The organism is Polynucleobacter sp. KF022 (assembly GCF_027924105.1).
Lineage (GTDB): Bacteria > Pseudomonadota > Gammaproteobacteria > Burkholderiales > Burkholderiaceae > Polynucleobacter.
In genome coordinates, this window is sequence record NZ_AP026972.1 from 628,647 (window position 1) to 652,922 (window position 24,276).

At 45.2% G+C, this 24,276-nt stretch carries 30 protein-coding genes; 14 read left to right on the top strand and 16 right to left on the bottom strand.

Translation table 11 applies throughout. The features are described from left to right. Positions 1-3: 3 nt before the first annotated feature. Complete coding sequence (locus tag PKF022_RS03315) at positions 4-888, bottom strand: NAD(P)H-hydrate dehydratase (RefSeq protein WP_281777208.1); 885 nt, start codon at positions 886-888, stop codon at positions 4-6. Between the two features lie 64 nt (positions 889-952). Here PKF022_RS03315 and PKF022_RS03320 point away from each other — a divergent pair, with 64 nt between their 5' ends. After that, positions 953-2,368 (top strand): MBL fold metallo-hydrolase, encoded by a 1,416-nt coding sequence (locus PKF022_RS03320; protein ID WP_281777209.1) that lies wholly within the window; start codon positions 953-955, stop codon positions 2,366-2,368. A gap of 12 nt (positions 2,369-2,380) precedes the next feature. On the opposite strand, the gene PKF022_RS03325 is transcribed toward PKF022_RS03320, so the two are convergent. Further along, positions 2,381-3,118, bottom strand: a complete 738-nt coding sequence (locus PKF022_RS03325; RefSeq protein ID WP_281777210.1) for an ABC transporter substrate-binding protein — start codon at positions 3,116-3,118, stop codon at positions 2,381-2,383. A 62-nt stretch (positions 3,119-3,180) separates the two neighbouring features. Then, positions 3,181-3,381, bottom strand: coding sequence for a hypothetical protein (locus tag PKF022_RS03330; protein WP_068320974.1), 201 nt, complete (start codon positions 3,379-3,381; stop codon positions 3,181-3,183). Positions 3,382-3,544: 163 nt separating this feature from the next. Between PKF022_RS03330 and PKF022_RS03335 the strand changes: the two genes are divergently transcribed. From PKF022_RS03335 to PKF022_RS03345, 3 genes are read left to right on the top strand one after another with little or no spacing between them, the layout of a single operon-like run. After that, positions 3,545-4,402 (top strand): TIGR00730 family Rossman fold protein, encoded by an 858-nt coding sequence (locus tag PKF022_RS03335; protein ID WP_281777211.1) that lies wholly within the window; start codon positions 3,545-3,547, stop codon positions 4,400-4,402. Between the two features lie 24 nt (positions 4,403-4,426). Continuing rightward, a complete protein-coding gene (locus PKF022_RS03340) occupies positions 4,427-4,939 on the top strand; it encodes a hypothetical protein (RefSeq protein WP_281777212.1) in 513 nt (170 codons plus the stop codon). Positions 4,940-4,942: 3 nt separating this feature from the next. Further along, a complete protein-coding gene (locus tag PKF022_RS03345; RefSeq protein WP_281777213.1) occupies positions 4,943-6,160 on the top strand; it encodes an NAD(P)/FAD-dependent oxidoreductase in 1,218 nt (405 codons plus the stop codon). Between the two features lie 16 nt (positions 6,161-6,176). Here the strand turns inward: PKF022_RS03345 and PKF022_RS03350 are convergent, their stop codons facing one another. Further along, a complete protein-coding gene (locus PKF022_RS03350) occupies positions 6,177-6,938 on the bottom strand; it encodes a TerC family protein (protein WP_281777214.1) in 762 nt (253 codons plus the stop codon). Between the two features lie 63 nt (positions 6,939-7,001). On the opposite strand from PKF022_RS03350, the gene PKF022_RS03355 reads away from it, so the two are divergent. Next, positions 7,002-7,979: a tripartite tricarboxylate transporter substrate binding protein gene (locus PKF022_RS03355; RefSeq protein ID WP_281777215.1), complete on the top strand. Its 978-nt coding sequence runs from the start codon at positions 7,002-7,004 to the stop codon at positions 7,977-7,979. Here the strand turns inward: PKF022_RS03355 and PKF022_RS03360 are convergent, their stop codons facing one another. Then, positions 7,980-8,369, bottom strand: coding sequence for a group II truncated hemoglobin (locus PKF022_RS03360; RefSeq protein WP_281777216.1), 390 nt, complete (start codon positions 8,367-8,369; stop codon positions 7,980-7,982). A gap of 104 nt (positions 8,370-8,473) precedes the next feature. Between PKF022_RS03360 and PKF022_RS03365 the strand changes: the two genes are divergently transcribed. Next, entirely contained in the window at positions 8,474-8,989 is a 516-nt protein-coding gene (locus tag PKF022_RS03365) for a hypothetical protein (RefSeq protein WP_281777217.1), read from the top strand. Between the two features lie 62 nt (positions 8,990-9,051). Here the strand turns inward: PKF022_RS03365 and PKF022_RS03370 are convergent, their stop codons facing one another. From PKF022_RS03370 to PKF022_RS03380, 3 genes are all read right to left on the bottom strand, one after another. Further along, positions 9,052-9,273 (bottom strand): TIGR02450 family Trp-rich protein, encoded by a 222-nt coding sequence (locus PKF022_RS03370; protein ID WP_281777218.1) that lies wholly within the window; start codon positions 9,271-9,273, stop codon positions 9,052-9,054. A gap of 346 nt (positions 9,274-9,619) precedes the next feature. After that, positions 9,620-11,209, bottom strand: a complete 1,590-nt coding sequence (locus PKF022_RS03375; RefSeq protein WP_281777219.1) for a rhodanese homology domain-containing protein — start codon at positions 11,207-11,209, stop codon at positions 9,620-9,622. Between the two features lie 30 nt (positions 11,210-11,239). Further along, positions 11,240-12,214 (bottom strand): tripartite tricarboxylate transporter substrate binding protein, encoded by a 975-nt coding sequence (locus tag PKF022_RS03380; RefSeq protein WP_216231568.1) that lies wholly within the window; start codon positions 12,212-12,214, stop codon positions 11,240-11,242. A gap of 160 nt (positions 12,215-12,374) precedes the next feature. Here PKF022_RS03380 and PKF022_RS03385 point away from each other — a divergent pair, with 160 nt between their 5' ends. Next, positions 12,375-12,563 (top strand): hypothetical protein, encoded by a 189-nt coding sequence (locus PKF022_RS03385; protein WP_028819023.1) that lies wholly within the window; start codon positions 12,375-12,377, stop codon positions 12,561-12,563. A gap of 88 nt (positions 12,564-12,651) precedes the next feature. On the opposite strand, the gene PKF022_RS03390 is transcribed toward PKF022_RS03385, so the two are convergent. Next, positions 12,652-12,945 carry a DUF1330 domain-containing protein gene (locus PKF022_RS03390; protein WP_281777220.1) on the bottom strand — a complete coding sequence of 98 codons (294 nt, stop codon included), beginning with the start codon at positions 12,943-12,945 and terminating at the stop codon, positions 12,652-12,654. 57 nt (positions 12,946-13,002) lie between these two features. On the opposite strand from PKF022_RS03390, the gene PKF022_RS03395 reads away from it, so the two are divergent. Then, a complete protein-coding gene (locus tag PKF022_RS03395; RefSeq protein WP_281777221.1) occupies positions 13,003-13,272 on the top strand; it encodes a cupin in 270 nt (89 codons plus the stop codon). Positions 13,273-13,282: 10 nt separating this feature from the next. Then, on the top strand, positions 13,283-14,164 hold the full coding sequence (gene mmsB, locus PKF022_RS03400) for a 3-hydroxyisobutyrate dehydrogenase (RefSeq protein WP_281777461.1): 882 nt from the start codon (positions 13,283-13,285) through the stop codon (positions 14,162-14,164). On the opposite strand, the gene selD is transcribed toward mmsB, so the two are convergent. The 5 genes from selD to PKF022_RS03425 form a co-directional block, all read right to left on the bottom strand. After that, positions 14,154-15,221: a selenide, water dikinase SelD gene (gene selD, locus PKF022_RS03405; protein ID WP_281777222.1), complete on the bottom strand. Its 1,068-nt coding sequence runs from the start codon at positions 15,219-15,221 to the stop codon at positions 14,154-14,156. The two genes, mmsB and selD, sit on opposite strands and share 11 nt — an antisense overlap. A 26-nt stretch (positions 15,222-15,247) precedes the next feature. After that, a complete protein-coding gene (locus tag PKF022_RS03410) occupies positions 15,248-16,528 on the bottom strand; it encodes a DEAD/DEAH box helicase (RefSeq protein WP_281777223.1) in 1,281 nt (426 codons plus the stop codon). A gap of 143 nt (positions 16,529-16,671) precedes the next feature. Then, a complete protein-coding gene (locus PKF022_RS03415; RefSeq protein ID WP_281777224.1) occupies positions 16,672-17,250 on the bottom strand; it encodes a hypothetical protein in 579 nt (192 codons plus the stop codon). Positions 17,251-17,270: 20 nt separating this feature from the next. Continuing rightward, positions 17,271-17,705 carry a YbgC/FadM family acyl-CoA thioesterase gene (locus PKF022_RS03420; RefSeq protein ID WP_281777225.1) on the bottom strand — a complete coding sequence of 145 codons (435 nt, stop codon included), beginning with the start codon at positions 17,703-17,705 and terminating at the stop codon, positions 17,271-17,273. 3 nt (positions 17,706-17,708) lie between these two features. Beyond that, entirely contained in the window at positions 17,709-18,149 is a 441-nt protein-coding gene (locus PKF022_RS03425; protein WP_281777226.1) for a GNAT family N-acetyltransferase, read from the bottom strand. Between the two features lie 162 nt (positions 18,150-18,311). On the opposite strand from PKF022_RS03425, the gene PKF022_RS03430 reads away from it, so the two are divergent. Next, positions 18,312-18,893, top strand: coding sequence for a hypothetical protein (locus PKF022_RS03430; RefSeq protein WP_281777227.1), 582 nt, complete (start codon positions 18,312-18,314; stop codon positions 18,891-18,893). Positions 18,894-18,984: 91 nt separating this feature from the next. On the opposite strand, the gene PKF022_RS03435 is transcribed toward PKF022_RS03430, so the two are convergent. Beyond that, positions 18,985-19,209 carry a molybdopterin-binding protein gene (locus PKF022_RS03435; RefSeq protein ID WP_215348965.1) on the bottom strand — a complete coding sequence of 75 codons (225 nt, stop codon included), beginning with the start codon at positions 19,207-19,209 and terminating at the stop codon, positions 18,985-18,987. 29 nt (positions 19,210-19,238) lie between these two features. Beyond that, positions 19,239-20,060 carry a substrate-binding domain-containing protein gene (locus PKF022_RS03440; protein ID WP_281777228.1) on the bottom strand — a complete coding sequence of 274 codons (822 nt, stop codon included), beginning with the start codon at positions 20,058-20,060 and terminating at the stop codon, positions 19,239-19,241. A gap of 76 nt (positions 20,061-20,136) precedes the next feature. Between PKF022_RS03440 and PKF022_RS03445 the strand changes: the two genes are divergently transcribed. The 4 genes from PKF022_RS03445 (at position 20,137) to PKF022_RS03460 (ending at position 24,264) form a co-directional block, all read left to right on the top strand. Further along, positions 20,137-21,159, top strand: a complete 1,023-nt coding sequence (locus PKF022_RS03445; protein WP_281777229.1) for a substrate-binding domain-containing protein — start codon at positions 20,137-20,139, stop codon at positions 21,157-21,159. A 39-nt stretch (positions 21,160-21,198) separates the two neighbouring features. Beyond that, a complete protein-coding gene (gene modA / locus PKF022_RS03450) occupies positions 21,199-21,954 on the top strand; it encodes a molybdate ABC transporter substrate-binding protein (protein WP_281777230.1) in 756 nt (251 codons plus the stop codon). Between the two features lie 158 nt (positions 21,955-22,112). Next, positions 22,113-22,358: a FeoA family protein gene (locus PKF022_RS03455; protein ID WP_216231577.1), complete on the top strand. Its 246-nt coding sequence runs from the start codon at positions 22,113-22,115 to the stop codon at positions 22,356-22,358. Continuing rightward, the gene (locus tag PKF022_RS03460; RefSeq protein ID WP_281777231.1) at positions 22,351-24,264 is read left to right on the top strand and encodes a ferrous iron transporter B; all 1,914 of its coding nucleotides are present in this window, start codon (positions 22,351-22,353) and stop codon (positions 24,262-24,264) included. Before PKF022_RS03455 ends, PKF022_RS03460 begins: the two co-directional genes overlap by 8 nt. The last annotated feature ends 12 nt before the right edge of the window (positions 24,265-24,276 follow it).

The following is a 24,276-nucleotide window of genomic DNA, read 5'->3' on the forward strand; positions in this document are numbered from 1 at the left end:
GATTTATAACAGCTTATTCAGTATGGCCCGCATTTCTAAGATGGTCTCGGAGGGCGTTAAGCCAATAGGACCAACCCCTTGGCTTGCTAAGTTATCTGCTGCACTTGCATGGAGCTCAACTGCGATTCCAGTCGCTTGCCATAAATCGAGTTGATGACGAACGCCTTGACCAGCAATGGCGGCAATACTCCCTGTGAGAACATCACCCATTCCTCCGGTGCCCATGCCGGGATTGCCCGCAAGACATTGCACCGGAGAGTGCTGTGGAGATGCTATCAAGGTATGTTGTCCCTTCAGCACTACGATGGATTGCGTTAAGTCAACAAGCTGCTTAATGGCATTAACACGATCAGACTGTACTTTTTCTGTTGTCGAATTTAAAAGTTTAGCTGCCTCACCGGGATGGGGGGTGACAACGGTAGAATTCGGAAATTGTTTATTGCGAGTCTGAAGTTGCTCAAGTAACTCAGCAGACTCACTGATTAAATTAAGCGCATCAGCATCAATCACCAATCGAATGTTTGGATGTGCCAGTGCTGAGCGCAAACAGCGAGATGCCAACTCCGATTTCCCGAGCCCTGGACCAACTGCAATCACATCGGGCTGTGTTGTGACAAGCGCCTCTTGAATATTCAATGTCGCTAGACGAATCATGAGTTCGGGCTGGCTAACATCGGCACGTGCTGATGCTGGGTCCAGTATTTCTAGGATGGTCCAGCCAGCTCCCAAATGTAAACAGGCATTTCCTGCCAAAATCAGCGCTCCAGCCATACCAGGTGCACCACCAATTAAAACAACCTTACCAGCATTGCCTTTATGTTCGGCGGGCCCCCGCTTGAGAAGCGGTATGAGCTTCAGAGTATCGAGGGCAACAGGTTGAGAGTTCATTTAGATAGTATCGCTCTGATTATGGGGTGCTTGAGCTAATTATAGGAAAGAGTATGCTGGTTGTATGAAGATTCAATTTCTTGGCGCAGCAGGTGAGGTGACTGGCTCACGGCATTCCGTTGAGGCGATGCTGTCTGGAAGCTTGCGGCATTTCATGGTTGACTATGGCATGTTCCAGGGTGGTCGCGAGGCAACCAATAAGAACCTCGAGCCTTTACCATTTGCGCCTAAAGACCTCGACTTTGTAGTGCTGACGCATGCGCATATTGATCATAGTGGTTTGTTACCCCGTTTATGTGCGCAAGGTTTTTCCGGGCCGATCTACTGCACTAACGCTACCTTTGAGTTGTTAAAAATTCTTTTGCTTGATAGCGCCCATTTACAACGTGCCGATGTCGAGCGAGCGGAGAGAAGGAAGAAGGCGGGCAAGTGGCGTGGGGAAATGCCAGTTGCACTGTATTCAAGGGAAGAGGTTGAAATAACTCTCGCCCAGTTTGAGCCTTTGGAGTACAGGCAGTCTGTGGAGCTTGTGCCAGGCGTTCAGTTAGAGTTTCGTAATGCTGGACATATTTTGGGGTCTGCTATCGCTGTCATTGATATTACCGAGGATGGGCTAGAGAAAAAACGGTGTGTTTTTTCAGGTGACATTGGCATGAAAGGAAAAGTCTTAATGCCTGATCCTGATCTGATTCAGGAAGCTGATGTTGTTGTAGTTGAATCCACCTATGGTGATCGACTTCACCGAACTCTACAAGATACTGAAGACGAGTTAGTTGAGGTAATTACTTCAACTATGACTGCGCATGGAAATGTGGTGATGCCAGCTTTTGCGGTCGGACGGACTCAAGAAATACTATTTTTGTTAATTGACTTGGTGAAGAGGGGGCGCTTACCCCACCTAAGTATCTGGGTGGACTCACCGATGGCTACGGCAGCAACTCACCTCACTCAGCATTTTTTCTCGCAATTAGATGGCGAGTCTCAAGCTACCTTTAAGTGGTATCAAAATAATCCAAATACAGTAGACCTGCGCTTCATTGCTGACGTAGAAGAATCAAAAGCGCTAAATAAAGTAAAAGGTGGGGCGATCATTATTTCGGCTAGCGGTATGTGTGACGCTGGCCGTATTGTTCACCACTTAGTAAGTAATTTGCCGCGCTCACAAAATGCCATTGTGATTACCGGCTTTCAGGCTTATGGCAGTCTTGGTAGACGCCTAGTAGATAAGGTGCAGAAAGTGCGCTTATTTGGTGAGGAGGTTTCTGTTAAAGCCTCAATCCATACTATTGGCGGTTTGTCTGCTCACGCCGATCAGGCGGGATTGCTAGACTGGCTGCGAGGATTTAAAAAATCACCAAGTACTGTTTTTGTAGTGCATGGCGAGCCAGAGTCCTCGTCAGTATTGGCTGAATGCATCAGGGATGAGCTGAATTGGACTAATGTCATCATCCCTGAGCGTTCACATATTTATGAGTGTTAGATAACAATCAATTTAGTCAGCTACTTTGGCGCCTTGAATATTGTGGCGCTTCATAGCGTCTGCAATAAATCTAGATTGTTTTAGTTCGGCAATCACATCACTTAAAAAGGCGGTTGTATTTTCATAGTCAGTACGTGCTTTAGGAATACCGATCGCTTGATTGATCACCATAAACCTTCCTGGCAGCATACGTAAACCCTTGTAGCGTTTCGCATCACTCTCTAGCTGCTGTTTTACACCCGCCGCCACATTCCCTTGCCCAGACATAAAGTCGTCCACAACGGCTTGTGAGCTAGCGGCACGAAGCAGGGTAGCATTCTTAATCTCGCGGGACAGGTAGAGGTCATAGGCACTACCTTTGCCAACTACGATTTCATTCCCGGTAACATCCACTTCCTCATTGTTCTGAATAGTTGACTCAGCTTTAACCATGTAAGCACCCTCTATTTGAATATAGGCTGGTGTGTAGCTAATATCTGCGCCACGCACTGGATCAATCGCTACAAATACCAAATCGATTTCTCCAGTCTTGACTGCATCCACTGTGGCGCCTGCTGTTTTAAAGGGCGTGAGTTGCACCGGTAGAGAGATTCTCTTGCCAATCTCATTTGCAATATCAATGGTCACGCCATAAAGACGTTTTGTATTGGGCTCCTCATTTGCAAGAATTGGATTGCCTAAATTGATGCCAACACGCAAAGTTGCGGTTGGAGCAAAGGAAGAAAGGGTAGAAGAGTCGATGGTTTTCATGGTTATAAAAGTAGATATAAAAAAACCGCGGCGGACCGCGGTTTTATGTGCAGAATAAGAAATTACTTCTTGGCGTCAGCAGCAGGAGCTGCAGGAGCCGCTGCTGGAGCAGCAGGAGCATCTTTCTTAGCATCTTCCATGTGCGCAGCTTCAGCACCATGCTTTTCACCACCCATATCAATATCGCCGTCGCCTTTGATTAGTAAATAGGCGGTGGCACCAATTAAGACTAGTACCATAATGATAATTGCACGGTTGCTCATTGCTTTTCCTTCAGTTGGATTGAAATTAGATCAATTTTAACTCGGGATAGGCTCTGGGTAAATCCCAATAATCCCTAGAAGCCCGTATCCATGCTTGAACTAGGTATTAACACTTATTTGGGCGCGAGTTAAGATGGTCCTAATTACCTCAAAAGGTTACAACATGAGCCCAAAGCTGCCCACACATAACTCTCAAACAATCACCGAGTTTTTAAATCTACATCAGAGTCAGATCTCAGAAGAAGACTCCGAGGACTCCTATAAGTTTGCCTTTGATGATGAGGCCTTTCTGGCTCGTAGAGAAACCATGGGCATCCGTTTTGAATTAGAGTTGCTCAAGCCCGAAGTGCTGCTCAAAGAACATGGCATCGAGCATACGATTACGGTTTTTGGATCAACCCGTTTCATTAGCCATCAAGCAGCAGCAGAGCTCAAAGAAAAAGCAAAGACTCTAGATGAGATCGCTGCTGCTAATAAAGCCTTATTACACAGTGAATATTATGAGTCTGCCCGTGAGTTTGGTGCTCTCGTTGCTTCCTACAATGCAACACAAAACAAGGACTCCAATAAGCTTCATATTTGTACGGGCGGTGGCCCTGGAATTATGGAGGCTGCAAATCGTGGCGCTTTTGAGTCTGGCGATAAGACTATTGGTTTTAATATCAGCCTTCCTAGAGAGCAGCATCCAAATCAGTACATCAGTCCTGGTTTAAGTTTTCGCTTTCATTACTTTGCGTTACGTAAGATGCACTTCATGCTCAGAGCAAGAGCAATCGTGGCCTATCCTGGAGGCTTTGGCTCTTTTGATGAATTATTTGAAGTATTAACTCTCATACAGACTAAAAAAGTCGTTCGCATACCGGTGATATTGGTGGGTAAAAGCTATTGGAATGAAATGCTGAACTTTAAGAGCATGGTTGAGTTTGGTGTAATTGACCAAGAAGATATGCAGAGTATCCATTTCTCCGAGACTGCCGAGGAGGCTTGGCAGGTGATTCAGGATTGGTACCAGTTGGGCTAACGGGGCACCTGTAAAATCATCACCATGAATCCTTCACAAGCCAATCTCGCTATATCTCTTGATCTTCCAGGCTATCTCTTGGGTGGAGCTATGCTTTTAATGGTCATGGTGTTTCATGGCGTACTGCTACTCCAAATTGCCAAGCGCTATGAGGTGAAAACATTTTTGTATTTGGCAGAGAAAAAATACTCTGCTGTAGCACTCTGTTTTTATATCAGCGTATTCCTTTTATTTTTAACGCATATTGCTGAAATACTCATCTGGGGTATTGCGTTGTATGCATTCAAATTGCTGCCTGCATTAGGGCAGAGTATTTTATTTAGTGGTAGCACCTATACAGCGATGGGATTCATGGAGGATATTCTTCCAGACGGCTGGAAGATGCTGGCAGTCATCATCGCTTTTTCTGGAATGTTCTCATTTGCATGGACGGCATCAGTCATGATTTCGATGACTAAAAACTTTCGTCAAGCCTATACCAAGCTTCACATGAGAAAACTCAATATCTCATCTGACATCATCGATCGTTTTGAGTAAGACATGAGTAAAACTTGGGATGCCATTGTTATTGGTGGCGGTGCTGCGGGCTTATTTTGCGCGGGCGTTGCTGGTCAGCTGGGCAAGAGAGTGTTGGTGCTGGATCACGCAGAAGTATTGGGCGAGAAAATACGTATTAGCGGAGGTGGCCGTTGCAACTTCACTAATTTACATAGCAGCCCAGCAAATTTCCTATCTTTGAATCAACATTTTGTTAAAAGTGCGCTAGCGAGATATCCTTCATCAGAATTTATCAAGCTAGTAACGGCTTATAAAATTGGATATCACGAGAAACATCAGGGCCAACTGTTCTGCGATGACTCTGCCAAACAAATTATTGAGATGCTGTTTTCTGAGTGCGCTAAAGGCAAGGTAACCATTCGTCATCCTGTGACGGTTGAGTCTATTGCGCAAGATGGTGATCAGTGGACTGTTCATACTAATGTGGGTATAGAAAAGTCAAAGTCAGTAGTGATGGCTACTGGAGGCTTACCCGTTCCTGCTATTGGAGCTACTGCCTATTCATTGGATATTGCAAAGCAGTTTGGTCTTAAAGTAGTCGATCCAAGGCCTGCCTTAGTGCCGCTTTCATTTACTGCGGATAATTTTGGGAATCTCAATGAATTGGCTGGTCTGAGTGTTCCTGTCAGAATTGCTTCTGGCTCCAAAGGACATCGTTATGGCGCCTGTAGATTCAATGAAGACCTACTCCTCACACACAAAGGCTTATCAGGCCCTGCAGTCCTTCAGGCAAGTAGCTATTGGGAAGAGGGCGAGCCGATTCATATTGATTGGTTAGGTGCAATTGAGCGTCCAGGTGGATTTAATTGTGATGAGCTCTTTAATAATGAAGAGAATCGCTTAAAGCTGACCGAAACTATTCTGGCCTCTGTTTTGCCTCAACGTCTAGCGAAAGCATTTGCTGATCAAAAAGGTTTAACGGGTCGTAAATGGGCTGAAGTTTCTAAAAAAGATCGTCAGGCACTTAAAGAGCTCATCACCAACTGGTCAGTGAAGCCTGCAGGTACGTTGGGATGGAAAAAGGCTGAAGTCATGTTAGGTGGCGTAGATACTAAAGAGCTCGATGGGCAGAGCATGATGTCACGTAAACATCCGGGATTATTCTTTATTGGAGAATGCGTTGATGTCACTGGCCATTTAGGCGGACATAATTTCCAGTGGGCTTGGGCAAGCGGATTTGCTTGCGCACAAGCACTATAAGTAATTCATTAAAAAATCACTTTAATTTTTTCTTCTTTTCGCGAGAACGGATGTTTAAAAGCTCAACGGTTAATGAAAACGCCATAGCGACATAAACATATCCTTTGGGAATGTGCACACCCATACCTTCAGCGATTAGGACTACGCCAACTACCGTTAGAAAAGATAGGGCCAACACCTTTATAGAGGGATGGCGATGAACAAAGTCCCCAATAGGCTTTGCTGCAACTAGCATAATGACTACAGAAGTTAAGACTGCTGCGATCATGACGCTAATTTGATCAACCATACCTACCGCAGTAATGACGCTGTCTAGAGAAAAAATAATATCTAGCAAACCAATTTGTAGTACCGATCCGATAAATAGGGACAGCAGAGTTTTAGCCTTCTTTTTGTCGCTAGATTCGCCATATTCATCGCTATGATCTCCTACCTCAACCTCGACATAAATTTCTTTTGAAGCTTTCCAGATTAAGAAGAACCCGCCAAGTAAGAGGATGAGGTCTCTACCGCTAATCGATTTATCTGCAACTTCAAATAGTGGTTCGGTTAAACCCATAACCCAAGAAAGACTCAACAACAAAAGGATGCGGGTTACTAGCGCAAAGATCAGACCAAATTGACGAACCTTTTCTCGAATCTCGATTGGAAGTCTGTTAGCAATGACGCTGATAAAAATGATGTTATCAATACCAAGAATGATCTCAAGGGCCGAGAGTGTCAAAAAAGCGATCCATGCGTTAGGGTCGCTTATAAGCTGCATGAAACTTTCAATCATTTTTTTCTTTTCTAAGATTTCCTTGAGGTAAAGTGTATCTAAATTTATTCAATGCAGCCTTTTATGCTTAATTCCAAACGAATCTTCGGGGTATTTTTGCTGGGATTTATCCTTTTCTTAGCAATTAATCCAGCCAAGGGCGCCTATCCAGAGAAGCCCATCAAGATCATCATTGGCTTTCCAGCGGGTGGTCCATTGGATGCGCACATTCGTCTTTTGGTTGATAGGCTGCAGACATCCTTGGGTCAAACAGTGATTGTTGATTACAAAGCTGGGGCAGGTGGTACGGTGGGCGCACAGTTTGTTATGCAATCTCCCGCTGATGGGTATACCGTTCTGTTGGCTAATACTGGAACCATGGTCATTAACCCTGCGATTTATACCAAGTCGCCTTATGACACCTTAAAAGATTTTCAGCCTGTTGCAAGAACTGCGCAGCAACCGCTTGCATTAATTGTGAATAAGGATGTACAGGCTAATACACTCAAGGAGCTAGTTGCTTATGCAAAAGCAAATCCAGGTAAGTTGAATTATGGATCTGCTGGTAACGGTGGCATTTCTCACTTGGTTCCAGAGATGCTCAAAAGTGAGACCGGCATCTTCATGGTGCATATTCCATTCAAGGGTAGTGCGCCCGCTTTTACTGATTTGATTGCAGGGCATGTGCAATTCATGGCGGAGTCTGTGCCACAAGCAGCCAATTACGCAAAACAGGGAAAGGTTAAGGCTTTGGCTGTTACTAGTGCTAAACGTAATCCCGCTTTACCAAACACTCCGACCGTGATTGAAACTGGTGTTGCCAATTTGGATGTGGTGGGATTTTATGGAATTTTGGCGCCAAAAGGTACGCCGCCTGAAGCCGTTAATAAACTGAGCCAAGCCTTTAAGGAAACTTTGGAAGCGCCTGATATTCAGAAAAAAATGATCGATCAAGGTGCAGATCCTGCCTACTTAAATGCCGATCAGTTCACTAAGTTTCTTGCAAACGAAATGCCGCGATGGGCAAAAGCAGTCAAGCAAGCAGGCGCTAAGATTGATTAATCAGTTAGGCTGATTTCTCATCCAGTCAGCAGTATTGAAAAACGATTCCTCTAGTTGTTTCGCAATATTGCCTTCGATGCCGCATTCTTCCATGGCTTTATACATGCATGCCAGCCACTGGTTACGCTCTTTTAGACCAATCTTAAATGGCAAATGACGAGCTCTAAGCATGGGATGCCCATACTTTGGAGAATAGATATCAGGACCACCCATCCAGCCAGTTAGGAAAAACTTGAGCTTTTCTCGTGAGGTCGAGAGGTCTTGGGGGTGCATCTCACGTAATTCGCTAAAAACCGGCTCCAAGACCATTAAATCGTAAAAACGATCCACTAATTCATCGATTTTGTCGATTCCACCAATGCTGTCATAAACGGATTGTCTTTCACTCATTCCCTTATTTTAATGCTTGAAATCAGGGGAATTGGCAGCCCATCTAATTCGGTATAGAGTTAAGTATCAAAGGCTTATTAACCCTTATTTATAGGAGCGACAAAATGGATGCAAAAGACCTGCAAAAGTGGCAACAAGAAAAAGCCAAGGAATTGTTTGATTACTCTCACAAACTGTTAGATGCTGCTAAACAGTTAAGTGAGCATCATATTGCTGAAATGGAGTGGGGCATGAAAAATGCTCTCGATAGCGCTAAGTCAGCCGCAAAAAATGATTTAGAAAAATTAAAAGTACTACAAGAAGAGGCGGCAAAAGAAGCTGCTAAGCGTGCTGCGGTTTATCAAAAGAAAGTGAAATCTGTTCTCAAGGATATCGGTGAGAGTGCGGCTGATGAAACTGAAAAGCATCTTGAGAAAGTTCGCAGCTCACTGGTCAATTGGCTAGAGGACGCTGAAAATAAACTGCCAAGTCACGCTGATAAGCTATCTAAGGTTGTAAATGAAATGTCCACAACCGGACAGAAGATGTTTAAAGAAGGTCGTCGTATCGTAAATCAAGTAGCGGATGCTGCTGAAAAGAATATCGATGACTTGGTCAAAAAATCTGGGGGCAAAAAGTAGTCCGATTCATCATTGCCTCTGGTAACGTATTACAAGAACCGCCTCATCTTTAGGGCGGTTTTTTATTGCCATCCCTGCAGCCATAACTCACTATTGGTGAGGTCTCGCCATGCAATCAGCGTCGTTTTCTTGGAATAGACCGCCTCAATTTCGACAAACTCAATCTTGTCGCTTGGCGGCTCAGGAAGAATGACTTTGCTCACTAAAAAATGCTTTTGTTTGGCAATCGGATTTACGGCCGTCCATTTAGTGAGGAGTAATTTCTTGGGGCTGAGGCGATTCATCGATTAATCAGTATGTCGATATTTATAAGGCTGCGCACTGCAGCTCCTGGTCTTTTTTGATAAGCAATCCAGAGGAGGGGGTAAATGTAATGCTGGATAGATTGATCTGGGCAGGACATTTCTGATCAAAGTAGCTTTGATTTCCCAGGCTGCCGCAATAGTCGAATTTATCCCCCTGTAATTCCATTTGCGCTTTTCTGAGCACCATAGGAATTTTGGTCTCAGTTGCAGAGTTGCAGTTCCAACTAGTATAGGTATCTCGTTCGCACGCACACAACCCTAAAAAAATAGAGACGTAGGCTAGTAGTCGAAAAAGCGAAAACGATTGAGGGATGGCTATCAAGACTTATAGAACCCAGAAGTGGTGAGTTCCATCTTTGCCTAGCTGCTCTACTAAGCCAAACTCCCAGTCCAGATAAGCTTGCATTGCAGATGGGTCTACGTTCGTACCTTCATAGGGGCGTTTGTAGCGATCCAGTGGAGGTGAGGCCAAATGACTTGGGCCCTTCTCAAGCTCCAATCCTGCCTTCGTCCAAGTTGCATTACCACCCTCTAAAACAAGCACCTCTGCATCGGTGAGGGCTTGCAATTCTTGGGTAGCAAAAAGGCTTAGCTCACTTGGTGAACTAGTGATGACATAGCGATCTGCTTGAGGAATTTTTTTCATCGCCTCAGCAAGTTCAGAGCGCAGGGCATACCAACTTCCTGGGATATGCCCTTTAACGTAATTAGCATGAGTGCTGAAATCAATAGCAATCGTATTGCTGTCATTCTTAAGCCAATTAGAAACGGTGACTGCGTCTACGCTTTCTATTTTTGGGAGACCTGGTAAAGGCGCCTGCCATGAACCTTTTTCTGTGAGGCTGGAGGTATGGACTTCATCTAGCACATAGACATCCCAGGCCATTTGCGCCAACCAAGAGGCTGGCATATTGGCACGCACTCCACCGCCACTGGGGTCTACTAGGACCACACGGGCACCACGAACTGGGGCAACCATTTCCGTCTCTTGTACGAGCTGTCCACCTGGAACTGAGCGAAATCCAGGAAGGTGACCTGCCTCATATTCTTCAGGTGTGCGCGTATCGAAGAAATAAGTGGTGCGATCAGATTGCATTTTCCAAGTCTGGACATCGGTAAGGCTGGCGCGCTTGACTCCCGCTCTATCGGCAACGCTGCGAGCACGAATCGCTGCTTCATTCTTGGTATCGTCGTTCACCTCGTGAAATTTTCTACTTTGACCTTTATCCAGCTCTTGTCCAGCCAGAGTCCAGCCAATCGTGCCATTGCGTAGGGCATTTACTTCATTAGGGATGCCAGCATTAATGAGTGATTGTGTGCCAATGATGCTGCGAGTTCTGCCTGCGCAGTTGACGATCACTTTAGTTTTAGGGTTAGGGGCTAACTCTGGAAGACGGAGAACCAGTTCTGCACCAGGAACGCTAATGCCAGTTGGAATACTCATGGTGTTGTATTCATCAAAGCGACGAACGTCCACAACTACAACATCTGCATTGCTATCAATCAATTGCTTTACCTCTTGCGCAGACAAAGAGGGTGTGTGACGTTTTGCTTCTACAAACTCACCAAAAGACTTGCTAGGAACATTGACATCCTTAAATACTTCGCCACCTGCTGCCTTCCAGCCCTTGACGCCTCCTTCAAATACGGAAACATCTGTAAATCCTAAATTTACTAAGCGCTGTGCTGCAAGCCGGGCAAAACCTTCGCCGTCATCTAAGGTGACGACGGGAACATTTTTATTTGGCAGCTTGGCGTATGCATCAATCTCAATTCTGGAAAGCGGTAAGTTTGCAGCAAAAAGAGGATGCTCTTGTGCGTGAGGATCTTCTTCACGCACATCTAAGAATGCAATCTCTTCTTTATTGAGAAGCTTGTTGCGAACATAGGAATGGTTTTTGGTCTGAATGGTCATGCTGTCTATTGATAAATTTGTATTATTTTTTTAGTCTAATTTAGCGCCGGACTTTTTAACTACTTCACCCCAGCGAGTAATTTCTTGATTGATATAGGCGGCAAGCTCAGGGCGTGTCATCTTGGGAACGGTAGCTCCCATACTTGCCCAGCGTTCTTTAATTTCAGGTGAAGCAAGTGCTACCTGTACTTCTGCACTCATCTTTTCAACGATTTCCTTAGGCGTACCTTTGATAGCCCACATGGCGTACCAACTAGACACGATGAAATTGGAGATACCCAATTCTTGAGCGGTTGGTACGTTTGGAAACGCATCTACCCGTTTGGAGGTTGCCACTGCAACTGCAATGAGTTGTCCATTCTTGATGAAAGGTGCAGCGCCAGCTAGTGTGTCAAACATCATATCGACTTGTCCTGCAACGAGGTCTTGAAGGGCTGGCCCTGTACCGCGGTAAGGAATATGCGTAATGAACAATTTATTCTGCATCTTAAAGAGCTCACCCGTTAAATGCTGTGAGGTACCGTTACCTGTAGATGCGTAGTTATATTTGCCCGGATATTTACGAATCTCTTCCATGATGGATTTCAGATCGTTCTTCGGAAACTTAGTAGGGTTCACAACGATGACGTGAGGAACGCTACCAATGATCGCGATTGGCTCAAAATCCTTGGTGATGTCATAAGAGAGGTTGGTGTACATACTTGGCGCAATGGAATGATGCACTGCACCAAGAAGCCAGGTATAACCATCCGGTGCCATTTTTGCTGCAGCTGCAGCACCAACCGTGCCACCTGCACCGCCCCGGTTATCGACCACGATGGAATCATTTAATTGAGTGGACAGCTGCTTGGCAAGCGGGCGCCCAAAGGCGTCTACAGCCCCGCCTGGCGGGAAGGGGTTAATAAAGGTGATTGGCTTGCTGGGATTGGGCCAGGAGGTGGTTTGTGCATTGGCTGAGAGCCCAATGAGGGCGCCAAAAACCAATAGAAAGATATTTCTGATCATTTTGTCTGTCTCCGAGTTATTTTTTATTAATTAACCTATTTTGGCTGAAGCCATCAATATAAGAGTTATCCCTGATTTGGGGGGTGATTTTCCGTGGTTTTTATGGGGATATACTGATTTCGCTGTCAGTAAGAATATTCATTTGTTAATAGGAGACGAGATGTCACAACACGATACATTGTTGGCTGCTTTTGAAACATATAAAGCTGAAAACGAAAAATTCATTGAAAAAGGTATTAAGGCGTCTGCTGCACGTGCCCGTAAGGCATTGCAAGAAATCGCCGGTGCTTGCAAAGAGCGTCGTAAAGAAATCACAGCTGCTAAAGAGGCGATGGAAGCGAAGAAGTAATTCACATCCCACACTGATTGACGAGCCTAGCTTGCGAGCTAGGCTTTTTTATTTCTAGCGCCTAAATTTCAGAGGCGATTTAGCAAGCTTAGATTCCAATGCTAAATAAAGTCAGTTTCATTGCCTTGCTACGAATAGGCACAAGCGATTGGTACTCAGGGCTATTGGCCCACGTCTTAGCATCCTGCTCGCTGGGAAATTCTAGTTCCACGAATGTGCTGAATGGCGCACAAGCAAGTTCATTCCAAAATACATCGGCAATGGAGCCCCGATTTTTGATCGAACCTTTATATAGCTCTACGGTCTGACCTACTTGGGAGCGGTATTGCTCAAAAGCTCCCTCATCCCTTAATTCAATCAATCCAATCACTTTTACCATCATGACTCCCCATGAAAATTGCTCGACGCCAGGTGAGTATATCCACGCTATAGTTGAGGCATGAATTCAGAGGAATTTTTACAGCTACTACTTCGGGAGGGTTTTCCTGAGCCAGTAGAGGTTCAGCAAGTGTCTAATGGTCAGCTTGGCATTCATGAGCATCCATTTGAGGTGATGGCTTTTGTTGTCGAAGGCGATATCACCATCGTGATTGATGGTCTAAGTAAGAATTACAAGGCTGGAGAAATTTTTCATCTGGAATTTAAGCAGCTTCATGCAGAATCATATGGACCTGAGGGTGTGAAATACTTAGCCTCAAGAAAACAATAAAACTAGGAGCATTATGAAAATCGGATTTATTGGACTTGGCAATATGGGCTTACCAATGGCCCTTAACTTATTAAAAGCAGGTCATCAGGTAACTGGCTTTGATTTGGTAAAGAGTCAGCTGGGTGGCCTCGCTGCTGCTGGGGGTATCGTTGCGGCTAATGCCAACGATACGGCAAAAGATGCGGATGTATTGATTAGCATGCTGCCCGCCTCACGTCACGTAGAGGGTTTGTATCTTGGCGACGCAGGTTTGTTGGCAAACGCCAATCCTAAAACCTTGTTGATTGATTGTTCAACTATTTCACCCAAGGTAGCGCAAGCTGTTGCTGCTGCGGCTCAGGCAAAAAGTTTTGTCATGATTGATGCACCTGTTTCTGGTGGTACTGCTGGTGCGCAAGCTGGCACCTTAACATTTATGGTTGGCGGTGATGCTGGGGCTGTAGAGTGCGCACGTCCAGTGCTGGAAAAGATGGGCAAGAATATTTTTCATGCTGGGGCGAATGGTGCAGGACAGACTGTAAAGGTTTGCAACAACATGCTTTTGGGTATTCAGATGCTCGGAACGAGTGAAGCACTGCGCTTGGGAATTGCGAATGGCCTTGATCCCAAGGTGCTGTCTGACATCATGACAAAAAGCTCGGGACGCAATTGGGCGTTGGAACTTTATAACCCTTGTCCAGGAGTTATGGAAAACGTGCCGTCTTCAAAAGACTATGCCGGTGGTTTTGGGGTAGATCTGATGCTCAAGGATTTGGGCTTGGCAGTTGAAAACGCAGAGAATCTCGATGCGAGTGTGCCGCTTGGAAAGTTAGCGCAGCAACTTTATGAAATTCATAGCAAAGCAGGAAATGGTCAGCTTGATTTCTCAAGCGTATTTAATCTCAAGAAATAACTAACGGCTTGTCTTGGCGCTTGCTCATTTGACCGATGACGCGGGCACCCAAGAAATGATGTTGATTAAAAATATCCAACACTTCTTTAACGCTCTCAGGGCTGCAAGAAACCAACAACCCACCACTCGTTTGTGGGTCCGTTAATAAAGCGCGTTGTGCTGGCGTGAAGTCTGCTGGGATGCCGACTTCATTGCCATAGCTAAGCCAGTTTCTATCGGAGGCACCAGTAATCACACCTTCATCGGCTAGTGTCTGTACATTAGAGAGTAGCGGTACCTGACTCCAGTCGATATGTGCTGTGCAGTTAGAGCCACGTGCTAACTCTAAGGTGTGGCCAGCTAAGCCAAATCCAGTGACATCAGTTAAAGCATGAACACCGACTAACTTAGCTAAATCAGGCCCTGCAGAATTGAGTTTAGTGGTGTTGGAGATCATCTCTCGATAGCCATCTGGACCTAATAGATCTTTTTTGAGAGCGGCAGACAGTATTCCAACGCCAAGAGGCTTTCCTAGAATGAGTACATCACCTGGTTTAGCGCTGGCATTGCTCTTAACGCGCTTTGGATCAACAATACCAATAGCCACTAAACCATAAATAGGTTCAACAGAGTCGATCGTATGTCCACCGGCAATGGGAATGCCGGCGCTACGACACGCTTCAGCCCCACCTTCTAAGATGCGTGCAATGGTTTTATTGGACAAGACCTTAATCGGCATGCCAACTAAGGCAAGCGCAAACAAGGGGGTGCCACCCATTGCGTAGATATCGCTAATTGCATTGGTAGCAGCAATTTTTCCGAAATCAAATGGATCATCTACGATCGGCATGAAAAAATCGGTAGTCGCAACGATGGCTTGCGACTCATTAATTTGATAAACCGCGGCATCATCAGATGTTTCAATTCCAATGAGTAACTCTTTTGGAAAGGGTAGCTGCGGAACATTCTTCAGAATCTCAGAAAGAACTCCAGGGGCAATCTTGCAACCACAACCCCCGCCGTGCGAGAGGGAGGTGAGACGTGGTTCGTTCGGTAAAGTTTCTGCGTTTTGGCTCATGCTAAATATTCTAAACGTAGGTGAAATTAACGGTTAAAGCTTCTTTTAGGTGGGCTGCCGCGCTTGGCCGGAGTCTTTTTAGCTGGGGCGCCACCGGCACCAGCAGGTCTTGGCTTTCTGGATTGCTGATGTTGTTGACTACGCAGCTGAATGGGTTGCGCCACTGCATTCGGATCTGGCTCAAAACCTGCAATCACTTCCTGCGGTAGTTTTTGCTTAATCAGTTTTTCAATATCTCTCAGCATCTGGTGCTCGTCAACACACACTAAAGATACAGCTACGCCATTGGATCCAGCGCGACCAGTACGCCCAATACGATGTACATAGTCTTCGGAGACATTCGGTAAGTCGTAGTTCACTACGTGCGGAAGTTGGTCAATATCAATTCCACGTGCTGCAATATCGGTAGCAACTAAGGCAGTTAACTTACCCGCCTTGAAGTCAGCCAATGCTTTAGTTCGGGCAGATTGACTCTTGTTGCCATGAATCGCCATGCTAGTGATGCCATCTTTCTCCAGCTGAGTCACTAATTTATTAGCGCCATGCTTGGTGCGAGTAAAGACCAGCACTTGCTGCCAGTCGTTGCTCTTAATGAGATGGGCTAATAATGGATGCTTCTTGGTTCTATCTACTGGATGTATGAGTTGGGCGATTGCCTCGTTGGTGCTATTGCTGCGAGCTACCTCAATTAACTCCGGTGCATTTAGCAATCCATCAGCCAGCGCTTTAATTTCGGTAGAGAAGGTTGCGGAGAAGAGAAGATTTTGGCGTTGCTTTGGAAGTGCAGCCAATATTTTCTTGATGTCGCGCAAGAAGCCCATATCGAGCATGCGATCCGCTTCATCGAGAACTAAAATTTCAATATCTTTAAGAGATACGCAATTTTGTGACATTAAATCTAATAAGCGTCCTGGTGTCGCAACCAAAATATCGAGGCCGCCAGCAATCGCTTTAATTTGAGGATTGGCGCCAACACCGCCAAAAATGACTGTGGACTTTAAGCCAGTGTATTTACCATACGTCACGACAGATTCTTGGACTTGCGCTGCTAATTCGCGGGTAGGTGTCAGAATTAAAACGCGCAATAAGCGCTTGCCAGAAGTCGCTTTGGCTGAAGTTAAGCGCTGCAGAATTGGTAGAGTAAAGCCAGCAGTTTTACCTGTACCAGTTTGTGCTGCAGCCAAGAGATCGCCGCCTTTTAAAACGGCAGGGATTGATTTAGCTTGAATGGGGGTGGGGCTGGTATAGCCTTCTTCAGCGATAGCGCGAAGAATGGGTTCTGATAAACCGAGATCTGTAAATAACATAGGGACCAATAAAGTATTGACCCGTATTCAACGTATTTAAAAAATCGACTATCCCGGTCAATGGGGTGAGCTGCCACGCAAGTGCGTTTGCAGTAAGAGTAGCTATTTTAAGTCATCAGCCCTAAAGCTAGACAATTGTTCGATTAAGCAGGGTTCCAGAGGTTTGGCACAGTGGTATTAGCGTAGCCGGAGACAAAAGATTTTTCTGCGCCAGTGGCTGGGTCAAATACAGAACGATGAATCCGTCCAATGTTGCCACCATAGACATGAATGCTGATTGAAGTCTGATCACTCATATTGTTTTCCACAACATGAATATCGTGTGTATTGGGTGAGACGGTATCCACATGTCCTGGCGGGCTGATGCAAGCATCGCCTGGTTGGAATCCACCATCTGCCTGGAGATAGTAGGGGGTGCCCTTTTCTTCACCACGCAGTTGGCCAACCATCCCCCAGACAGTGTGATTGTGAACGGGAGTTTTTTGTCCTGGACCCCATACAAAGCTCACTACCGAGAAGCGCTCTAATGGGTCTGCATACAAAAGATATTGCTGGTAATACTGTGGATGCGGCTTGGTAAATTCTTCAGGAAGCCAATCATCTTTGGCAATGAGATTTTCGAGTAATTTTTTCCCTTTAGTAAAGATGGCGTCCTCGCTTGGCTTTTGCTCAAGTAGAAGGCTCAGTTCTTTTACAAAGGTCAGTAGTTTTCCATCAGACATCTTTTGCTCCATTGAATGCATTACTCATCCTGGAATACGCACTCAGGCCATGCCTTAGGCTTTAGTGTATTGGTATCAACACAGACGATATGTAGTACAGCGCTCGCAATCACTTGAAACTCCTCGCTGTCAGGAAGTTTTCTTTGTGCAGTCTGTTTAACGGTGACTTGTGTTCGGCCACGATGTTCGATCACTTGGTCTATGTAAAGCAAGTCATCTAGACGCCCTGGCTTATAGAAGTTCATGGTGAGCTCACGTAGGGGCATCACCATAGAGAATTCATTGGCAAGTTTGGTAGGGGTCAAGCCACGCTGGGAGAGCCACTCTGCGCGACTGCGCTCAAAAATCTCAAGGTAGCGTCCGTGATATACAAAACCAGCCGCATCTGTATCGGAATAGCAAACTCGATGGACGTAGATAAAGTTTGGCGGGGTTGGAGTGGTATTCGTAGTCATCGCTTATTGAGTTGAATTTGCTAATGTAAGAATCATATTACGATGAGGAATGCCAGCCTCATCGTAGCTAGCCCCCTCTGCTGTAAAGCCCAGTTTTTCATAAAAAGGGATTGCATCTACTTGTGAGTGCAGGATGATCTCCTGTGCTCCCTGCGAGGCAGCTAGCTCCACTAGCTTTTGCAGGATCTGCTTTCCAACACCTTTTCCTCTGAATTTGGCTAAGACCGCCATGCGTCCTATTTGGGCCTTGCCATTGCCTAAATCCACCAGCCTTCCGGTGCCAACGCACTGTGCATCTTGATGGGCTATGGCATGGACCGCGGTTGGGTCAAATTCGTCTAATTCGAGTTCGGCTGGAACCCCTTGCTCCCGGATAAAAACTTCCTGGCGCACCAAAAAGGCGTCTTCTTCAGCCCCTTTCCACGATTTGAGCAGTATTTCCAAGATTCCTGATGCCTTTATATTGATTTCCTCATCAATTTACCAAAGAAGCAATGTTGAAAGGATAGTTCGCGCCCGCACTAAAAACGCCCCAATCCATGGTTACAATGAATTGTGGCTCTGTATTGAGCCCCTCTAAAACCTTTTACTCATTTAGGAGTTATCTTGAAGAAATCTTTATTGACTGGTTTGTTTGCTGCAGTTGGTATTACTTGTGCTGCTTCAGTTTTTGCACAAACACCTGCAAAAATGTTGCCATTAGCAGCTGAAGTTGTCGTTTTGAGCGCAACTGTTGATTCTGTAGACGTTAAGAAACGTATCGTTGTATTGAAAGATGCAAACGGTAATTTGGCGCAAATGAACGTTTCTAAATCGATTAATGATTTAGACAAGGTTAAAAAGGGCGATGTATTCTTGGTTGAGCATGCTCAAGCGGTAGCTGTTGGATTAACAGCTGCTGGGAAAGATCAAAAGCCAGGCGTTTCTGGTGTTCGCTCTGTAGTAGTAGCTGGCAAAGGTTCTGCTAAGCCATTTGAAGAAACTACAGATACCATCTATGCAACTGTCAAGATTTCAACAATCGATCAAAAGACACGTATTGTTACTTTCACAATGCCTAACGGCGAGAAGCAAAAAGTAAAAGTAGATCCATCAGTTCTCGGTCTTGAGAAGTTTAAGGCTGGTGATGATGTGATGGTTGAGTTTGTTGACGACACAGCGATTGGTTTTGTAACACCAAAGAAATAAAGACTTGACGTTATTGAATTAACTGGGCGGTACGCCAGTAAGAAAAAGCCCGCTAATGCGGGCTTTTTTGTTACCTAAAATAGGTCTTGATTTACGCGCTTTTGGCAATCATCACATCAGAGGCTTTAATCACTGCCCAGGCTTGATCTCCAACCTTGAGGTTAAGTTCGTCAACTGCTTCATTAGTAATGGAGGCCGTCACAATATGTCCGCCACCAATATCTAGCTTAACGTGAGAAGTGGTTTGACCCATTTTGAGCTCAACTACTTTCCCGTTGAGGGTGTTGCGAGCGCTAAGTTTGACTTTCAGTTCCATGATTTCTCCTAAGTTGTACTGTTGTAAATTTACTTAGCATTAGGGAAGAACAACTGCTCGCCATCAATCTTGTAGCTAGCAATCACGTCTTGCCCATTCTTGGAGATGAGCCAATCAATAAACTCCTGACCTTGTACCTTTTTCACATTAGGGTATTTAGCTGGGTTTACCAACATCACGCCATATTGATTGAATAGCTTTGGATCACCTTGAACCAGAATGGTGAGATCACCACGATTCTTAAAGCTGAGCCAAGTTCCGCGGTCAGCCAAGATGTAGCCATTCATTGCGGAGGCAGTGTTCAGGGCAGGGCCCATGCCTGATCCAGTTTCTTTATACCAAGCCTGACTTGGTGGGATAGTAACGCCAGCGCCTTTCCAATAACGCAGTTCAGCTGCATGGGTGCCACTCTTATCTGCGCGAGATACAAATGGAGCTTGTGCAGCAGCAATTTTTTGAAGTGCTACTTGAATGTCTTTGCCGCCAGCAATTTTCGCTGGGTCTGACTTAGGTCCAATGAGAACAAAGTCGTTGTACATCACTTCATATCGTTTTGTTGAAAAGCCCTCATCAATAAACTTTTCTTCAGCAGGTTTGTCGTGAACAAACACCACATCTGCATCTCCACGTCGACCAATATCTAGGGCCTGACCAGTTCCCACGGCTACTACTTTTACTTCGATGCCAGTTTTCATCTTAAAGATGGGCAGCATGTAATTGAAAAGACCTGATTGCTCAGTTGAAGTTGTGGAGGAAACCACAATGCTTTTCTCCTGGGCATAAACCTGTGACGCAGGAATTGCTAAAGCTACGAGGGTGGAAAGGAATAGTCTCCGAAATATTTTTTTCATATTTTCACTCGAAAGGGTTGATTAAAGGGATATCATCGCATACATTAATACTTAATGAATATGCAAAAAATTACATATGAAAATTGAAGTCCGTCCCACGTTAATTGTGAATACCAAGGTTGATGGAAGGGCTTCTGTCGATCTGATTTGGCTCGCTCAGCTGCTGAAAGACATCGGGCAGGGAAGCTCCTTGGTAGTTGCTAGTAAAAAATCAGGCACTTCCTATAGGGGGGCGTGGGGCAAGCTGAATCAAGTTGAAGCTGAATTAGGTATGCCACTGATTATTCGGACCAAGGGCCATGGTTCCGAGTTGACTGAATTTGGAACTTTCTTAATTCAGTTTATTGAAGATATGCAGGCTGAGCACTTAAAGCATGATGCCCAGTATCACGATAGATTATTAAAAGAAATTAAGAAAATACAAAAGTCAGAAAGTGTGCGCTGGAAATTTTTCTCCAGCAGTGATTCAGTCATTCAAAAGGCGGCTGGAGAAATTCAGGGGGTTGAACTCAAAATTGCAGGCTCAGGAGAATCTTTGGAGAGACTTCTGAATAAAGAGGCGCATATTGCTGGCTATCACGTTTCCGATCCCACTAGCTCAAAGGCTATTTATCAGCGTCTATCAAAAAATAATATTGAAATCTATCCCGTCATGAAGCGTACCCAAGGGTTGATAGTAAAAAAAGGAAACCCGCTTCGTATTCGTGCGATTGAAGATCTCATGGGTAAAAAAGTACGCTTTATTAATCGTCAAATCGGCTCCGGTACCCGATTATTGCTTGATAACTTATTGATGGAGGAGGGAATTGAGCCCTCAGACATCAATGGATATCTTCATGAGGAGTTTACTCACTCAGCAGTTGCCAATGCCATCCTGGCCGGAAAGGCTGATGTGGGTTTGGGGGTTAAGAATATTGCTTTAGAAAATGGCCTGAGTTTTGTACCCATCAAAGATGAAATTTTCTTTATAGCAATGCATCAGGAGATGGCTACGCAATCTGCATCCTCTAAGCTGATTCGCAAAATTCGGAGCGCTTCTGGAGAAACGCCGGGATACAAGGCCGTCAGTCTCAATCGGCAAATTCAGGATTGGCTATAGTTTTCTAAAGACCAATGAATCCACTAGAATGGATTCGACATGATCAAGCGGATCTTTATCTTCCTCGCAGTATTTTTCGCCTTTACCGGTAGCGTATTCGCACAGGTTGCCACTATTGCAGTAGCAGCCAATATGAAGGATGCCTTTACTGAGATCGCCGCTGCATTTAGGTCTGCAGGTAAGCCTGAGATGAGGGTAGTTTACGGTTCATCTGGCAACTTTGCTGCGCAAATTCTGAATGGAGCACCTTTCAATTTATTCATTGCAGCTGATGAGCAGTTTCCGCTTGAGTTATATAAAAATGGTAAAGCCACAGATGAAGGTTCGGTTTATGCGATTGGTAAATTGGCCATCATTAGCAAAACATCATCCGGCACTCAATCGCTAACTAGCAGGACGGAAATTGCAAAGGCGATTAGCAAAGCCAATAAGGTTGCTATTGCAAAGCCTGAGCTGGCACCTTATGGCAGGGCAGCAGTTCAGTATTTAAAAGCTGAGAGCCTATGGGATCTCGCAAAAGATAAGCTTGTTTATGCTGACAATATTGGTGCGGCTACTACGTATGTCGCTAGCGGTGCTGCTGACATTGGTTTTACTGCGCTTTCATTGGCTAAGTCACCGGAGCTCTTAAAGCAAACGCGTTATTTCTTGGTGGATGCAAGGTTGTATGACCCCATTAAGCAACGTATGGTGTTGATGAAGGGCGCACCCCAAGAGGCGGTTGATTTATACCGCTTTATGCAGGGTCCTCAAGCTCAAGCCATATTGCAAAGATACGGCTACAGCACGCCTTAGTTGCTCAAGAGCGTATTAAGGCCCTCCCATTTGCTTTGGGTCAAGCCTTAAGAGCTTTAAAAGGGGCATTATTGCTAAAGGGTTGGCACTTTAAACGAATGATATTCATTCTCATTTGTCGCTATAATGGGCCTCACATAAGCTAAAAAGCATATTTAATGAATTTAGACCAAGTTGACTTAGGCAGTCTTTATCGCGTCACTCAAGTGGATGTGCCAAAAGGAGCTCCTCAAATTAAGGGGCAGTTGGAAGATATTGGCTTTTTACCGGGTGAACAAGTCACAGTATTGCGTAAGGGTTTGCTAGGCAAGGGCCCGTATATGGTTCGTGTAGGCGCTTCCACTTTCGCTTTACGCCAATCAGAGGCGCGCATGATTTTGGTTGAATCTTTGCAGCATGCCTGAATCCAAAGTCCATTTTTTTCCAAGCGAGCCACTCGTAGCGCTATTGGGCAATCCCAATTGCGGCAAAACAGCGCTATTCAATTTATTGACTGGCAGCCGTCAAAAAGTCGCCAATTATTCTGGTGTCACTGTTGAACGCAAAGAAGGACGTCTAACACTAGACTCCGAAAAAAATATTCGTATATTGGATTTACCTGGCGCATATAGCTTATATCCAAGATCTCTTGATGAGCGAGTCACTTGTAATGTATTGCTTGGTAGGGCAGAAGGTGAGAAGCGCCCTGATTTGGTGATCTGCGTTTTGAGTGCCATTAATCTGCGTCGCAATTTGCGTTTGGTACTGGCCGCAAAGCGCCTGGGTCTGCCATGTGTAGTGGTACTCAATATGCTGGATATTGCCAAACGTCAGGGCTTGCAAATTGATACAGCCGCTCTTTCGAATGAATTGGGTTTGCCTGTGCTCACCAGCATCGGTATTCAATCTAATGGTGCTGATGAGATTAAACGGTTTCTGTCTGATTTAGATTGGCGAAACTTAAATAGTCTTCGCAGTGGAACAAGCGATGCCACATTAGAAAATGTAGCCTCCCATATTGCGCATACAGAATCAGATAATGTGCAAGTGCAAAAGATTTTGCAAAACCTAAAGCTAGATCGCATCATCCCGGACCAGTTAAGTGATCGCCTAGATGCTGTATTGCTTCATCCAGTTCTGGGCCCCGTTATTTTGGTGGTCTTGCTGTTTTGTATTTTTCAGGCAGTCTTTAGTTGGGCAACAGTGCCCATGGAACTTATTAAGGATTCGGTTGAGTATCTTGGTGGTCAGATTGCAGAATGGCTGCCTAATGGATGGATACGTAGCTTATTGATCAACGGAATCTTGGCGGGTCTTGGTGGTGTTGTAATCTTCTTGCCGCAAATTCTGATTTTGTTCTTCTTCATCCTGTTGCTTGAAGAGTCTGGATACCTTCCGAGAGCAGCGTATCTCTTGGATAGGGTGATGGGATCAGTTGGTCTCTCTGGCAGATCTTTTATCCCATTGCTATCCAGTTTTGCTTGTGCAATCCCTGGAATCATGGCGACTAGGAGTATCTCTAATTCGCGTGATCGTATGGTGACCATCCTGATTGCGCCGATGATGACGTGCTCAGCACGTCTTCCTGTGTATGCCTTGCTCATCTCTGCTTTTATTCCAGAACAAAAACTCTGGGCCGGTATTGATCTTCAAGGCTTAGTTTTATTCTTACTCTATCTTGCTGGGATCTTGGGGGCGATGGCTGTAGCTTGGATTCTGAAGCGCTTTACGAGCGAGCAATTCAAGATGAATGCGCTGATGATGGAGTTGCCAAGCTATCACATGCCACGCTTAAGCAATTTGGCGATTAGCTTATGGCAACGCGCAGAAATATTCTTGCGCCGAGTTGGTGGAATTATTTTATTAATGACAATTGGTCTTTGGGTCTTGTCTAGCTTTCCATTTCCACCAGAGGGTGCAACAGGTTCGCCTATTCAATATAGTTTTGCCGGAATGCTAGGCCAAGCCTTGGCTCATGTTTTCTCACCAATTGGCTTTAACTGGCAAATTAGCATTGCATTAGTGCCGGGCATGGCAGCTCGCGAGGTTGTCGTGAGCTCTCTTGCGACGGTGTATGCCTTATCTAGTTCCAGCGCAGATGCAGCGGATGCGCTAATTCCTTTAATTTCTAGTGGCTGGTCTTTAGCTACAGCACTTTCTTTGTTGGCTTGGTTTGTCTTTGCACCTCAGTGTTTATCAACCATTGCGGCAGTAAAGCGCGAGACTGGCGGCTGGAAGATCCCGGTCATTATGCTGAGCTACCTGTTTGGGTTGGCCTATATTGCCGCTTTTATTACCTATCAAATAGCTAGCGCTCTTGGCCTAGCTTGATTGGGATCAAAG

Bases quoted from the DNA above. Each gene is read 5' to 3' on its own strand.
- PKF022_RS03445 (WP_281777229.1), top strand. From the start codon at position 20,137: ATGAAAATTGAAGTCCGTCCCACGTTAATTGTGAATACCAAGGTTGAT.
- selD (WP_281777222.1), bottom strand. From the start codon at position 15,221: ATGAGCCAAAACGCAGAAACTTTACCGAACGAACCACGTCTCACCTCC.
- PKF022_RS03345 (WP_281777213.1), top strand. From the start codon at position 4,943: ATGAGTAAAACTTGGGATGCCATTGTTATTGGTGGCGGTGCTGCGGGC.
- PKF022_RS03340 (WP_281777212.1), top strand. From the start codon at position 4,427: ATGAATCCTTCACAAGCCAATCTCGCTATATCTCTTGATCTTCCAGGC.
- PKF022_RS03370 (WP_281777218.1), bottom strand. From the start codon at position 9,273: ATGAATCGCCTCAGCCCCAAGAAATTACTCCTCACTAAATGGACGGCC.
- PKF022_RS03395 (WP_281777221.1), top strand. From the start codon at position 13,003: ATGAATTCAGAGGAATTTTTACAGCTACTACTTCGGGAGGGTTTTCCT.
- PKF022_RS03385 (WP_028819023.1), top strand. From the start codon at position 12,375: ATGTCACAACACGATACATTGTTGGCTGCTTTTGAAACATATAAAGCT.
- PKF022_RS03455 (WP_216231577.1), top strand. From the start codon at position 22,113: ATGAATTTAGACCAAGTTGACTTAGGCAGTCTTTATCGCGTCACTCAA.
- PKF022_RS03460 (WP_281777231.1), top strand. From the start codon at position 22,351: ATGCCTGAATCCAAAGTCCATTTTTTTCCAAGCGAGCCACTCGTAGCG.
- PKF022_RS03320 (WP_281777209.1), top strand. From the start codon at position 953: ATGAAGATTCAATTTCTTGGCGCAGCAGGTGAGGTGACTGGCTCACGG.
- PKF022_RS03420 (WP_281777225.1), bottom strand. From the start codon at position 17,705: ATGACTACGAATACCACTCCAACCCCGCCAAACTTTATCTACGTCCAT.
- PKF022_RS03330 (WP_068320974.1), bottom strand. From the start codon at position 3,381: ATGAGCAACCGTGCAATTATCATTATGGTACTAGTCTTAATTGGTGCC.
- PKF022_RS03440 (WP_281777228.1), bottom strand. From the start codon at position 20,060: ATGAAAAAAATATTTCGGAGACTATTCCTTTCCACCCTCGTAGCTTTA.
- PKF022_RS03365 (WP_281777217.1), top strand. From the start codon at position 8,474: ATGGATGCAAAAGACCTGCAAAAGTGGCAACAAGAAAAAGCCAAGGAA.
- PKF022_RS03315 (WP_281777208.1), bottom strand. From the start codon at position 888: ATGAACTCTCAACCTGTTGCCCTCGATACTCTGAAGCTCATACCGCTT.
- PKF022_RS03375 (WP_281777219.1), bottom strand. From the start codon at position 11,209: ATGACCATTCAGACCAAAAACCATTCCTATGTTCGCAACAAGCTTCTC.
- PKF022_RS03355 (WP_281777215.1), top strand. From the start codon at position 7,002: ATGCTTAATTCCAAACGAATCTTCGGGGTATTTTTGCTGGGATTTATC.
- PKF022_RS03380 (WP_216231568.1), bottom strand. From the start codon at position 12,214: ATGATCAGAAATATCTTTCTATTGGTTTTTGGCGCCCTCATTGGGCTC.
- PKF022_RS03435 (WP_215348965.1), bottom strand. From the start codon at position 19,209: ATGGAACTGAAAGTCAAACTTAGCGCTCGCAACACCCTCAACGGGAAA.
- PKF022_RS03360 (WP_281777216.1), bottom strand. From the start codon at position 8,369: ATGAGTGAAAGACAATCCGTTTATGACAGCATTGGTGGAATCGACAAA.
- PKF022_RS03415 (WP_281777224.1), bottom strand. From the start codon at position 17,250: ATGTCTGATGGAAAACTACTGACCTTTGTAAAAGAACTGAGCCTTCTA.
- PKF022_RS03335 (WP_281777211.1), top strand. From the start codon at position 3,545: ATGAGCCCAAAGCTGCCCACACATAACTCTCAAACAATCACCGAGTTT.
- modA (WP_281777230.1), top strand. From the start codon at position 21,199: ATGATCAAGCGGATCTTTATCTTCCTCGCAGTATTTTTCGCCTTTACC.
- PKF022_RS03350 (WP_281777214.1), bottom strand. From the start codon at position 6,938: ATGATTGAAAGTTTCATGCAGCTTATAAGCGACCCTAACGCATGGATC.
- PKF022_RS03325 (WP_281777210.1), bottom strand. From the start codon at position 3,118: ATGAAAACCATCGACTCTTCTACCCTTTCTTCCTTTGCTCCAACCGCA.
- PKF022_RS03390 (WP_281777220.1), bottom strand. From the start codon at position 12,945: ATGATGGTAAAAGTGATTGGATTGATTGAATTAAGGGATGAGGGAGCT.
- PKF022_RS03410 (WP_281777223.1), bottom strand. From the start codon at position 16,528: ATGTTATTTACAGATCTCGGTTTATCAGAACCCATTCTTCGCGCTATC.